The sequence below is a fragment of the Chloroflexus sp. genome (assembly GCF_034435895.1).
In the GTDB taxonomy this organism is placed as follows: domain Bacteria; phylum Chloroflexota; class Chloroflexia; order Chloroflexales; family Chloroflexaceae; genus Chloroflexus.
Genome location: NZ_DAOTWH010000213.1, coordinates 20,058 through 32,567 on the forward strand (window position 1 = coordinate 20,058; position 12,510 = coordinate 32,567).

Consider the following 12,510-nt stretch of genomic DNA (forward strand, 5'->3'; position numbering starts at 1 on the left):
CTGCGAATCATTTTGGAGTGCGGCAGTCAAACTGCCGCACTCTATGCCGCACAGCACCACGAATGGGTACAGCACATCCAGCATCAATCTTGCCACGATGCTCGTTGCAGGATGCTACGGGATCATACAACCATTGTGGAGTGCGGTAATCAAACTGCCGCACTCCATGCCGCACAGCGCCACGAATGGGTACAGCACGTCAAGCATCAACCTTGCCACGATGCTCGTTGCAGGATGCTACGGGATCATGCAACCATTGTGGAGTGCGGTAATCAAACTGCCGCACTCCACGTCTATTCCGCTCAAGGTTCATCATCAACCTTGCAACACTGCTCATAGCGCATGTGCATCAGTAGTCTATCACGAACGCATGCCGGCATTGCGCGGCTGGGCAAGCAACATCCCGGCCAGTGCATGGTGTAGCTCGTGAGCGATAACCTTCAGTTGCCAATTCATCAAGTATAATACGGCTATGACGACAAACGAAATCAATGGCACTGCAACGATTGCCCTGATCGCATTCACATTGCTGGCGGGTCTGATCCTTGACTGGCTGGTGCGCCCGCGCGTGCGGCGGTGGGCTGAGGCTCGCAACCGGATCGTGATCGAGTCAATCGCGATTGCGCTGGGCGGCCAGTTTACTTTCTGGTCACTGGTGATCGCACTACGTTTCTTCTCTGGCCCGTTCATCGACGCCGCCACATTGGCCGCTTGGCAACCAGCGTTCGATCTCGCCATCGTGTTGGCGATTACCGTCTTTATTGTGCGGCTGTTCATTAATCTTATCGACACCTATCTGCGCCATCGCCAGATTGGAAACATCTCGCTGATCAACAACTTGCTGCGTGGTTTGGGGGCATTGGCGATTGGCGGCACACTGCTCGTCAGCTATGGCGTCCCGCTAGGGCCATTGCTGACCGTGATCGCCGGTTCGAGCCTTGGCCTGACGCTGGCCTTGCGCGAACCGCTGGCCAACTTTTTTGCCGGCGTGCAAATTATCGCCTCTAATCGGGTGCGGCCCGGCGATTTCATTCGTCTCGCTACTGGCGAAGAGGGAGTTGTCACTGATATTCGCTGGTCTGACACCTACATCAGACAATTGGCAAACAATATCATTATTATTCCCAACGCGCAAATGATTGCGCAAATCGTGACCAATTTCAGCCGGCCAGAACCAGAACTGTCCGTCTTGGTGGATTTTGCCATCGGAGTTGATGCCGATCTTGCTCGCACTGAAGAAATTGTGCTTGAAGTTGCGCGGGCAGTGCTGGCCGAAACTCCCGGCGGCGTCGCCACCTTCGCGCCATTAGTGCGCTTCAATACCATTGATGCCTCAGGCATCCGCTTTACGGTCGTCTTGCGCGGCCAGAGCTTTACCGACCAGTTTCTCTTGCGCCACGAGCTGATCAAGCGGCTGCGCGAACGGATGCGCGTCGAGGGGATTGCTCTGCCGGCCCAGATCGTGCGCCTGCGGAGCGGTGAATAACGATGGCGGAGCAGTTGCCTGCTCCGCCGCGCATGACTTCCCTCAACCGCAAATGATACCTGCTACCGCGAAGTTGCCGGCACGTATACGGTGTACACCCGCTCACCCGGCGCAAGCAGGCGCACCACCGTTTCCGAGAAGAGTTGGCTGCCGTTCGACAAATCAAGCCGCACTTTGTAGATGCCCGGCTTGAACGACGGATCAAACGAGGCAATGAGCGTATCCGACGAACCCGGCGCATACGCGATGGCAGCAAACTGTTGCTCGTTCTGGCCGTTGAGATCAACCAGATACGCCTTGGGCAGCTCGCCTTCCAGCCCAATCACGCGGAGGGAGAGCGTAGCAGTAGACGAGATTGTGAGCATCACCGGATCAACCGTGTCGATCTTCGCCGAGCCGGCCACGGTTGGCACGGCAACCTGCATGCTGCTCTGCCAGAAGACGCCGTTGCCATCAGTCGCCAGCACTTGCACCGGCAACACGAATTGCTTCTCGGCAAGCGTTGCCCGCAACCGCCAACGCAACCGTACAAGGGTAGCCGGTTGATCTGATTGCCATGCAGTTGTTACGGATAGATCACCAGCCCCTACTGACTGCGCCATCCATACGCCTGTAGCCAGCGATTGCCCAGCCGGATCGAGCGGCTCGATTGCTAACAGTTCAACCAAATCGCTCTTCGGCGTCACGACCAGCTTATAGCTCGCGACCCGGCCTACCGCTTGGACAAGAGTGGTAAACTCTTGCCCCGGTTGCGGCACTCCATCAACCGTGATCCCAACCAACCGCAACTGATCGCCGTTCACCGCTTCGTTCTGCACCGTGATCAGCGACACTGGCAAATGGCCGGCCGGTTCGGACTGACTAAGTGTACTACCGGTGACAATGCGGAACGAGTAGGTCGCGGTAGGCCGTCCGCCGGTTGATCCGTATGGCCGGCTCTTGACGAAGAAGGTGCCACTGGATGGGGCCGTCCACACGATTCGCGAAGCCCAACCACCGCCGCCGTCATCGTTGTAGGCCAGCATCGTACCGTTGCTGTTGTACAACTCAAGCACGGTATCAGCTTCAGCGCCCAAGTTGTAGGTGTAGATGGTGTAGGTTAAACCACCGGCAGCAGTAAAGACCTTCCAGTCCACATCCGTTGCGCTATGGAAGTTATGGTCTTGGCCGGCGTCGTTGACGGTGAAGCTGCGCGCTTGCGCCATCGTATCGTCAGGCTCGTAAGCGTCAGGGTTCAGTGAGGTTCTAGTGACCTCAAGATCGTATTGGGTGCATGCGCCGCTCGCGGATGGATTGTAATGCCGCACTTTTAGGTAGAGCCGCGCGTTGGCCGGAGCAGTGTAGTCAATGCGTGAGGCTAAGCCGCCGCCGCCGTCATCATTCTGCGCTAGCAATACACCGCCTGAGTTGTACAGTTCGAGCACCGTATCGCTGCACGACCCTAGATTGAATGTCCGCATGACGTAGCGATGACCGGCGTTCACGTCAAAATAGCCCCAATCTTGATCGCCAGCAATGTGGAAGTTGCGCTGTTGCGCCGCACCGTTGACGGTTATTGACTTCGCCGTGCTCAGCGTATTATCCGGCTCGTAGGTGTCTCCTACTATGCCACTGCTCGTTACCCGCACATCGTAGGCGGTGCAAGCACCATACGCAGATGAACTGTAGTGGCGAACCTTGACGTAGAAATTGGCGCTGCTTGGTGCAACCCAATCAATCCGCGATGCCCAACCGCCGCCGCCGTCATCGTTGTACGCCAGCAACGCTCCGCTGCTGTTGTACAGCTCAAGGACGGTATCACTGCACGACGCCAGATTGAGCGTCTCAATTCGGTAGCTATAGCCTGCTGTGGCGCCAAAGAAGATCCAGTCTTGATCACCAGCCACATGGAACGTATGCGTTTGCGCCGCGCCATTCACTGTGATTGGGCGCGCTGTGGCAAGCGTGTTGTCCGGCTCATAGGCATCAGGCGCAGCGCTCGTCAAGTTCAGGCGATAATCGGTATTGGCCCCGTAGACGCTACTATTGTACTGGCGCACTTTGACGAAGAATCGCCCGTTTGCCGTGGCCGTCCAGATAATCCGCGACGCCCACCCACTGTAATCGTCGTTGGAAGCTAGCAACGCGCCGCTGCTATTATACAGCTCAAGTACCGTATCAGTCCGCGAACCTAAATGGCTAGTGGTGATGGTGTATTCAATCCCACTGACAGTATCGAAATACACCCAGTCTTGATCGCCAGCCGCGTGGAAGTTGTGCTGCTGCGTCACACCAACGCTGATCGGTTTTGCCGTGGCCAGCGTATTGTCCGGTTCGTAAGCATCAGGCGTTGCCGAGGTGCCATAGGCACCGATCCGTAAATCATAACCGGTGCGTTCACCACCAACGCCACTGCTGTAATGGCGTACCCGCAGATAGTACGTGCCATCGGCAGGCGCATACCATGTCAAACGCGAAGCCCAGCCGCCGCCGCCATCATCATTCTCAGCAATAACTGTTGTGCCATTTGGCTCAAACAGCGTGATGACCGTGTCGGCCCGATCGTCTAAATTCGCCGTCTCAAAGAGGTAGAAATTGCCAGCGGTTGTCGTAATGCGCACCCAGTCTTGATCACCGGCCACGTGGAAGTTATGGCGGGTGACATTTGGTGCGTCGAGCGTCCCCGGTGTGATGGCCCGCGCCGTGGCCGCCGTATTGTCCGGCTCGAACGGATCTGGCGTAGTTGCGGACACCCCAGTGACTCGTATATCATAGCGTAGACCACTGTGACCAGCACTGCTACTGTAATGCCGCACCTTCACAAAGAACCGTTGCGCGCTGCTGGCAGTAAAGCCGATCCGCGACGCTAAACCACTATAATCGTCGTTATAGGCTAGCAAGGCGCCGCTGCTGTTGTACAGCTCAAGTACAGTGTCATTACCGGCTGCGAGGTTGAAGGTCTCGATCACATAGGACGCGCTGCTGGCAACAGTATCGAAGTAGACCCAGTCTTGATCGCCGGCAATATGGAACGTATGAGTCTGCGCCGCACCATTGACGGTAATCGGCTTCGCTGCGCCAAGTGAGTTGTCCGGCTCATAACTATCACCCACCGGCGACGGTATCAGCGTCACCCGCAGATCATAGACTGTAGCAGCGCCATACGCAGCTGAACTGTAATGGCGTACTTTGACGAATAGGTTGGCTGCACTCGGCGTATACCACTGGATCCGCGAGGCGTATGTGCCGCCATAGTCATCGTTATACGCCAACCGGTTGCCACTGCCATCGTACAACTCAAGCACCGTATCAGACGCGGCACCGAGATTGAGGGTCTCGACGACGTAGGTGCTGCCGGTCGTTGCGCTAAAGCGTACCCAGTCTTGATCGCCGGCCACGTGGAAATTGTGGCGTTGGGCTGCACCACCGATCGTGATGGGCTTCGCCGTACTTAGTGTGTTATCAGGCTCGTAGGCATCAGGCGTCGTTGACAATGAATCAGAGGTAACCGTGAGGTTGTAGCCAGTGTTAACGCCGCCCCGATTAGCAAAATGGGTGACGCGCACATGCAACGGCCCGCTAGCAGTGGCCAACCAACTGATCCGTGAAGCGAATGTGCCGCCATAGTCATCATTCTGCGCCAGCAGGAGCGTGCCGTTGTTGCCGAACAACGCTAACACGGTATCAGCGTTGCTTTGCAAGCCGCTGGTTTGAATGATATAAGTGTTCCCACCCACGGCATTAAACGTCACCCAGTCTTGATCGCCGGCGACGTGGAAATTGTGGCTCTGCGCCGAACCATTTACTGTGATCGGCTTGGCAGTTGCTGATCCATTGTCTGGCTCATAGCTATCGGGCGTCGCCGTGCCGCCACACGATGGCAACACATTCAACTCAACAGCCTGCGCTGCGTTTAACGTACTTTGGTACTGCGTTGATGACGTGCCATACAATGCTCCGGCTGCGGCGAGCAATGCGTTGTACATATCGGCAAACGTGGCCGACGATGTGAGATAGGCAGTGAGCGCCCGGTAAAAGATCCGTTCGGTCGCGTTACGCCCAATGGCCGTCACAGTGCGCCCATTGAATGTTCCTCCATCAGACATCAGATAGGCAATCTTGTTGGGAATGCCGCTGTTGATATGCACACCGCCATTATCGCTAGTGGTGCAAACATAGTTACCCACTCGATCAGGTTGTCTGTAAGCTGGCGGATTAGCCAAGCTCCGCAACGCGCCAATCGGTGTGTCTTCACCCATCAACCAGTCATCACGATCAACCATCGCGCCAAACACGTCAGAAAACGCCTCGTTCAACGCGCCCGATTGGCCGTTGTAGATCAGATCGGCTGTGTATTGGGTGACAGCATGCGACCATTCATGCGCGACCACATCGCGCGTCGCAAAACCGGGGCCAAATGCTGTAACGTAGCCATTCCAAAAAGCATTCGCCACTGTACCGTACCGCACAACCGCGATCATCGTCGCGCCAGCGTTATCAAAGCTGTCACGGCCAAAGGTGTTGAAGAAATAATCGTAGGTAAGACCGGTATTAACAAACGCCGCCACGCAATCAGGATGCGGTGTCCCCACTGGGCCGCTCTCGGTGTAGCAGATCGTGCCAGTCGTGGACGTTGAGCCGTTCGCATCGCGTATAATCCGATTCTTCCCGCTATGGTAGTTCGAGAAGCTCAGCCAAACCTTGCCAGTCAGCGCATCAACTACCACCGTCGCACTCGCACTTTCGTCTGGCGCAGTGAGCACTAACCGGTAGGCGAGCGCCGTGGCGCTGTCACCCAGCTCAAAGAGCGCCGGGTTAAAGAAAACCAACTCATGCTCATCGAGCCGTGGCTTCGCAAACGCTTCCGCCAACATCGCCAGTTCTTCATCGTCGTGGCGCGGCGGATTATTTTGCAACGCCAACGTGGCAATCTTCACCGCCTCATCAAGATTGAGCGCCGGCTTAGTGTCAGCCGCCACACTTGGCACAAAAGCGCCGCTTAGGCTGCGCACCGTAGTGCCAGTGACCTGCAACGCCAGATCTGCGCCCCAGATCGGCACTGTACCTTTGTACTGCGCTACTCGCACCACCGTTACATCATCAAGTTGCTCACTTCGCAATGGAACCCAGTTGAGATCATTGGCCATCGCGACCAAGCTCGCACCCGGCCCGCGGAGAAAGTCTAGCGCTACTGTTTTGGGATCATTCATCGAGACACTCGGTAGCGCTCCAGCAAGCGCCGGGTGTGGCGCCACTACAGCATCAACAAAGACACGCTGCGGTTGTTCTGCCAACGGCGCTCCGTGCGCCGCCGGCGCGATCGCCAAGATCACGGCTGCTTGCCAAACGATCAGTACGATCGCCGTTAACCATGACCACGTTAAGCGACGTCGCCTTCGCATACCCCACTCCTTTCTGGTACGGACAAGCTTGCAATCTACGGTGTATGTAGGCCGGTAATGATCGCATTCAACTCTGTCACAAGGGGCTGCAACGAAGCTGGAAGATCGGCATCCGTCGCCTGAATGGTTGTAGCGTCAATCTGAATTCGATAGCTCAGGAAATCACAACATTGGTTGGGAGATGATGGCATCGCTGCAAGACTGGCAAGATCGATCGCAGCGACAAGCGTGGCAAGATGTGAACGCTGTTCGGCATTCAATGTAGCGGTGATCACCTCTTTACCCCGCTGTAAACGGGTTATGCCGGTTGACAGATCGATAGTCAAGCGATCATCAATTCCAACAAAACCGCCGCTCCGCTCAAAGTGAATGGTAGCGGGCCGCACCGCTGATGCACCACACGCAACCATTCCTACCGTCCATGCAGTGAGTGTGATGAAGAGGATCAAACGATGATAGAGCCGGCAGGAGCTGGGAAGGAACAAACTTTGCCGTCGCATCATGTTTTGCAATCCTTAAATTTACCATGATTAACAATTTTTTACCAATCAACAAGTTTATTATAGTACCCAAAGGGTGAAATTGTCAATATTCAAAAAGAAAATGTCCATTTTTATTATTTTTAAACTTTTCTCAAACCAAAATAGTTATTATATTCACAAAAATCTTAAGATGCAAGGATTAAAAATCTTTCATTTTAAGAAAGTTGCAGGAGCATCTAAACATGCTCCTGCAACTATACCAACTTTCCATCAGCTCTACAATGCCTGAGCAACGAACCTGATAAAAGTTCATCACAGGGGTACACGTACTGCCGCCCGATCCGCTAAGGTATTACGTAATGGTTGGGCATCCGGCGGATCGGCCACCGGCAACTGCCGGCTCAGCACAAGGATAGCGATCACCGCCACCCAGAGCGGCCAACCGGTGATGCCCAGCGCCGTCGCCCAGATCGTGTCAACCGTTGCCCCTTCGCGGGCAAAGAGCGCAATCGCGCCGCCAAAGGCATTGATGCTGCCATGCCCGATCACTGCCGGCCAAACGCTCCCCGTCGCTAGCCGCGTCCAACCTAGTATGATGCCAACCAACACACAAAACACGGTCATCATCACCACGCCAAGCGCCGGATTGGTCGGGTAGTTGTAGCCGAGCAGGATGATCGGCGCGTGCCACACGCCCCAGATCACGCCGCTGATGATCAGCGCCGGCCATTGGCCGAGCGGCAATAACTGCGGCAACAGGTAGCCCCGCCAGCCCCACTCTTCGCCAAACACCGGCGCAGCGTTGAGCAATGGCCCGACGACCAATGCCACCCCTAATTGCGCAATCACAATCGGCCATAACGAAATATTGGCCAGCGCTTCACCCGCACCCGCTGCGTTGAGCAAGGTGCGGAATCCCGACAATGACAGATCGAGATCGTAGACGCCGAACAATGCGCTGAAAAACGGTGAAATGACCATGATGAGACCGGGTACCGTCCATGCAAACAGCCAGTGCCAGCCCCAGCGCCGGCCTTTGCCGATCCCCAACCCGGTCGCTTTCACGATCCCTACCGGCGGCGGGCTGATCCAGCGCGTCACGATCAACGTCGCCAATGCCGGCGTGAACATCATCGCCAGCATCAGCGGCAACGCCAGCGGATTGGCCAGACCAGTCTCGCTTAGCCACAACGGCGCGCAGCACAACCACCCCAAGCCCACGCTTAAACCAACAAACCAGCCTAACCCACGCCAATTCAGCGCAGCCATCAGGGTTTCCTTTCACGGCTAGCCGGCCCGGTGCAGCCGCCGCCATACAATGTACGAATACGGGATGGTCGCCAACACCGGCACAATGATTAATGGAAAACTGGTCGCAAACAGCCAATGTTCCGGCACAAACAGGCTGACTAACGCCGACGCCAAGCCGCCGGCTACGAACAAGCGCGCACCTACCCGATGCGTGATCCGCCACACCTCCGGATCGGCCAGTGTCCACGGCGTGCGAATGCCGACAAAGTAGTTTGGCGTCACTCGCCCTAACTCGTTCCCTAAGACCGCAATCAGCAGCGCCGCCCCAATGCTGATCAGCCGTGGCACGCTGATCGGCCATCCTACCGCTACCCCGACCGTGATCAGATGCATTGCCGCAAAGAACAGGATGACGCTGTTCATAATCAGAGCGTAGGTGCGAGCAAAGGCGACATACCCCTGCCCGCGCGGATCGATCCGCGGCAAGAGCGGCGCGAGTGCGGCCATCAACGTAGCGATCGCCGGCGGGAAGAAGGCGACAAACCACGGGCTGCCATAGCCATCAATCTCACCGGCGGCATTCCAATGGATCGGCGCTGGATCAGGGATGAAGGGCAGCATCACTGCGCCAAACACCCACATCAGCGCCGTGATGACAATCATGAACCGCAAATTACGCATGGCCGCCCTCCTTTCGTTGTGTATCGGCATCTGCGCCGACCTTAAACAGATCCAGCAAAAGACTCAATACCTCTTGTAACACGGTGGCATTCAGGTGATAGATCATGTGCTGGCCATGCCGCTCGGCAGTGACCAGATCCGCCGCCTTGAGCACGCTGAGATGGTGCGATACGCTCGGCGCCGAGATCGCAAACCGCGCCGCAATCTCGCCCGCCGTCATGTCGCGCTCGTTCAGCATCTGGAGAATCGCCCGCCGGGTCGGATCCGACAAGGCGTGAAGCGTGCGGGTGATGGCTTGTTCCATAGATAGTTAGCCAATCTTCTAAATACTCTCAACCCTTAGTATAGATAGCTTCACTGCATCATGTCAAGAGCAAATGTATACTATATGTAACCATGCTGTAACTACGCTTACTACCCTATGGAAAGAACCGCGCATCTCAACGCGCCTTGATGGCGCGCCGTCAAAGGAGATAGGCAATGACTCAGCCTCCGAATGGCTTCGACCCAAACGACCCGATCGGTACGTGGCGGGCATGGCGCGACGCCAGCCTCGACGCATGGGCGAAGAGCCTGACCGCAATGGTCAACACGGAAACCTTCTCGCAGGCGATTGGCGCGCAACTCGACGCGCTGCTCGCTGTCTCCGGCCCGGTCCAACAGGCAGTTCAGCAATATATGGAACGGTATCTGGCCCAAGCCCAGATGCCGTCGCGCAGCGAGGTGGTATCGTTGGCCAGCCGGCTGACTAACATCGAGTTCCGGCTTGACGATATGCAAGTGCAACTCGATGAATTGACCGATCTCGTGCGCCAACTGGCTACGGCTGGCGCGCCGGCGCCGGCTGATGTCAGCTTCATCGGCGACCGGCTCAGCGCGATCGAAGCGCAACTGAACGCCATTGCCGCCTCCCGCCCGGCTGCTCGTGCCCGTAAGGCGACGACCGAAGAGAAAGAGTAGGAGTGTTTGACCATGACTAGTTCAGATGCCGCGCCGATCGATCTCGAGCGGATGACCGAGCAGTTGTTGAAAGAAATTGAACGCACCACCAAGAGCAGCGATATGGCTGCTCGCCTTGCGACCAATCGCATTAAGGTCGCTGTCGGTCAGACGCCGAAGGAACAGATTTGGGCGCTCAATAAAATGCGCCTCTACCACTATTATCCGCAGGTGCCCCCGGAACAGCGCAAGGCGGTGCCGATCCTGCTGGTGTTTGCGTTGATCAACCGGCCGTATATTTTCGACCTGCGCCCCGGCAATAGCTTCGTCGAGTATTTGCTCCACCACGGCTACGAGGTCTATCTGCTCGATTGGGGCACCCCCGGTCCCGAAGACGCCGGTTACGACTTCGAGGATTTCTCGCTTAAGTTCCTGCCCCGCGCCGTGCGCGCAATGCAGCGCCATAGCAAGAAGCGTGAGTTTACCATGCTCGGCTGGTGCATCGGCGCCACCATCGTCACCATCTACGCCGCTATGCGCCCCGATGATGGCTTGCGCAATCTGATCTTGCTGACCGCGCCGATCGACTTCAGCGACAAAGAGGGCAGCACTTTCAGCCGCTGGCTCAATACCGAGTACTACAACGTCGATGAGCTGGTGCGCCAGTTTGGTAATGTGCCCTCGACCGTGATTGAGTACGGGAATAAGATGCTCAAGCCGGTCGAGAATTATATCGGCACCTACCTCAAGCTGTGGGATAACCTTGACAATCCGGCGGTGGTCGAGGCATGGCTGGCGATGAATACGTGGGTGACCGATAACGTCGATTTCCCCGGCGCCGCGTTCCGCCAGTGGGTGGTCGAGTTCTTCCGTGAGAACCGGCTTATGGAAAATAAGCTGATGATGGAAGGTCGCATCGTCGATCTCGCCAACATCAAGGCCAACCTGCTTAATGTGATCGCCGATAAGGATCACATCGTGCCCAATTGCCAGTCACGCTCGATCATGGATCGGGTCGGCAGCAAGGATAAGAAGCTGATCGAACTTAAGGGCGGCCATATCGGGATTATGGTCGGCAGCGGCGCGAGCAAGCGTGCTTGGCCAATGATGGAAGCGTGGCTGAGCGAACGTAGCAATTAGCATTCCCGATCGGTAGGTTCGTTTCGTGATTGGCATCGTCGTAACTAATACGACGATGCCTAGCCCTCTTGTTGTCTCCATTTCATTGATGAACGACGTCTGCTACGCTCGATCTCGTTGTAAGGCTGGAAGGAGAAGGCTATGCGTCTGAGCGGAAAAGTGGCGATCATTACCGGCGGCGGGCAGGGCATTGGGCGCGCCACAGCGTTGCTGTTCGGTAAAGAGGGCGCGAAGGTTGCAGTGGCCGATATTAACGAAGAGGCCGCTACCGCGACGGCAAATGCGATCGTCGAAGCCGGCGGCGAGGCCAAGGCGTTTGTGGTGAATGTCGGGCAGGCTGCTTCGGTGGAAGCAATGGTCAAAGGAGTGGTGGAGTGGGCTGGCACGATTGATATCTTGGTCAATAACGCCGGCATCACCCGTGATGCGCGTATGATCAAGATGACCGAAGAGCAGTTCGACGCGGTGATAAATGTCAATCTGAAGGGCGTTTGGCTCTGCACCAAGTATGTCGTGCCGATTATGCTCGAAAAGGGCAAAGGCTCGATCATCAACGCCGCCTCGATCGTCGCCTTTAACGGTAATTTCGGCCAGACCAATTATGTCGCCTCGAAGGCCGGCGTGATCGGGATGACCAAGACGTGGGCGCGCGAGTTTGGGCCGAGCGGCGTCCGCGTGAACGCCGTTGCTCCCGGCTTTACCCAGACCGAGATGATCTCGCACGTGCCCGAAAAGGTGCTCGATGAGTTCAAGGGCCGCACACCGCTCCGCCGCTTGGGTACCGCTGAAGATATGGCGTACGCCTACCTCTTCCTTGCTTCCGACGAGTCGAGCTTTATCACCGGCGAGGTATTGCCGGTTGATGGCGGCTTGGAATTGTAAATGTAAAACAGCAAGCCGGCAGAATCTAGCAGAGACGGCCCGTTGGCCGTCTCTGCTGATCTATACGCTGAGTGACTTTTTCGTGCCTTTTGTGTCTTTTCGTGGCTATTCCTTGCTACCGGCGACGTTTACGGCTATATATCCCGCCCCTTCCCCCGCAGTGCGAGCGAAGGGGCCGGGCCAAACGAACAACCTACTTCTCGATCTCAGCCACTTCGGTCTCGGCAGTTTCCGCCGCTTCCGCCACCGCGCTGCGCTGCAACGCAGC

General features: G+C 56.6%; 10 protein-coding genes. 5 read left to right on the forward strand and 5 right to left on the reverse strand.

From position 1 onward, the window contains the following. The first annotated feature begins 472 nt into the window (after window positions 1-472). Window positions 473-1,486, forward strand: a complete 1,014-nt coding sequence (locus U9R81_RS12535; protein ID WP_322495785.1) for a mechanosensitive ion channel family protein — start codon at window positions 473-475, stop codon at window positions 1,484-1,486. A gap of 62 nt (window positions 1,487-1,548) precedes the next feature. Here the strand turns inward: U9R81_RS12535 and U9R81_RS12540 are convergent, their stop codons facing one another. The 5 genes from U9R81_RS12540 to U9R81_RS12560 all read right to left on the reverse strand — a co-directional run bounded on the left by U9R81_RS12540 (window position 1,549) and on the right by U9R81_RS12560 (window position 9,585). Beyond that, complete coding sequence (locus U9R81_RS12540; RefSeq protein ID WP_322495786.1) at window positions 1,549-6,867, reverse strand: M4 family metallopeptidase; 5,319 nt, start codon at window positions 6,865-6,867, stop codon at window positions 1,549-1,551. 35 nt (window positions 6,868-6,902) lie between these two features. Further along, window positions 6,903-7,370, reverse strand: coding sequence for a protealysin inhibitor emfourin (locus U9R81_RS12545; RefSeq protein WP_322495787.1), 468 nt, complete (start codon window positions 7,368-7,370; stop codon window positions 6,903-6,905). A gap of 291 nt (window positions 7,371-7,661) precedes the next feature. Continuing rightward, window positions 7,662-8,618, reverse strand: coding sequence for a CPBP family intramembrane glutamic endopeptidase (locus U9R81_RS12550; protein ID WP_322495788.1), 957 nt, complete (start codon window positions 8,616-8,618; stop codon window positions 7,662-7,664). An 18-nt stretch (window positions 8,619-8,636) separates the two neighbouring features. Continuing rightward, window positions 8,637-9,281, reverse strand: a complete 645-nt coding sequence (locus tag U9R81_RS12555) for an SdpI family protein (RefSeq protein WP_322495789.1) — start codon at window positions 9,279-9,281, stop codon at window positions 8,637-8,639. Beyond that, window positions 9,274-9,585, reverse strand: a complete 312-nt coding sequence (locus U9R81_RS12560) for an autorepressor SdpR family transcription factor (RefSeq protein ID WP_322495790.1) — start codon at window positions 9,583-9,585, stop codon at window positions 9,274-9,276. The genes U9R81_RS12555 and U9R81_RS12560 overlap by 8 nt, the downstream gene beginning before the upstream one ends. Before the next feature lie 176 nt (window positions 9,586-9,761). Between U9R81_RS12560 and U9R81_RS12565 the strand changes: the two genes are divergently transcribed. The 4 genes from U9R81_RS12565 to U9R81_RS12580 all read left to right on the forward strand — a co-directional run. Then, window positions 9,762-10,241 (forward strand): poly(R)-hydroxyalkanoic acid synthase subunit PhaE, encoded by a 480-nt coding sequence (locus tag U9R81_RS12565; protein ID WP_322495791.1) that lies wholly within the window; start codon window positions 9,762-9,764, stop codon window positions 10,239-10,241. A 12-nt stretch (window positions 10,242-10,253) separates the two neighbouring features. Next, window positions 10,254-11,360: a PHA/PHB synthase family protein gene (locus U9R81_RS12570; RefSeq protein WP_322495792.1), complete on the forward strand. Its 1,107-nt coding sequence runs from the start codon at window positions 10,254-10,256 to the stop codon at window positions 11,358-11,360. A gap of 141 nt (window positions 11,361-11,501) precedes the next feature. Beyond that, a complete protein-coding gene (locus U9R81_RS12575) occupies window positions 11,502-12,242 on the forward strand; it encodes a glucose 1-dehydrogenase (RefSeq protein ID WP_322495793.1) in 741 nt (246 codons plus the stop codon). A gap of 82 nt (window positions 12,243-12,324) precedes the next feature. Continuing rightward, the coding region (locus tag U9R81_RS12580; protein ID WP_322495794.1) for a hypothetical protein at window positions 12,325-12,510 on the forward strand (186 nt) is incomplete at its 3' end.

What these genes read in the sequence shown, in the direction of transcription:
- U9R81_RS12575 (WP_322495793.1), top strand. Translation starts at nt 11,502, where the DNA reads ATGCGTCTGAGCGGAAAAGTGGCGATCATTACCGGCGGCGGGCAGGGC.
- U9R81_RS12565 (WP_322495791.1), top strand. Translation starts at nt 9,762, where the DNA reads ATGACTCAGCCTCCGAATGGCTTCGACCCAAACGACCCGATCGGTACG.
- U9R81_RS12570 (WP_322495792.1), top strand. Translation starts at nt 10,254, where the DNA reads ATGACTAGTTCAGATGCCGCGCCGATCGATCTCGAGCGGATGACCGAG.
- U9R81_RS12560 (WP_322495790.1), bottom strand. Translation starts at nt 9,585, where the DNA reads ATGGAACAAGCCATCACCCGCACGCTTCACGCCTTGTCGGATCCGACC.
- U9R81_RS12550 (WP_322495788.1), bottom strand. Translation starts at nt 8,618, where the DNA reads ATGGCTGCGCTGAATTGGCGTGGGTTAGGCTGGTTTGTTGGTTTAAGC.
- U9R81_RS12535 (WP_322495785.1), top strand. Translation starts at nt 473, where the DNA reads ATGACGACAAACGAAATCAATGGCACTGCAACGATTGCCCTGATCGCA.
- U9R81_RS12555 (WP_322495789.1), bottom strand. Translation starts at nt 9,281, where the DNA reads ATGCGTAATTTGCGGTTCATGATTGTCATCACGGCGCTGATGTGGGTG.
- U9R81_RS12545 (WP_322495787.1), bottom strand. Translation starts at nt 7,370, where the DNA reads ATGATGCGACGGCAAAGTTTGTTCCTTCCCAGCTCCTGCCGGCTCTAT.
- U9R81_RS12540 (WP_322495786.1), bottom strand. Translation starts at nt 6,867, where the DNA reads ATGCGAAGGCGACGTCGCTTAACGTGGTCATGGTTAACGGCGATCGTA.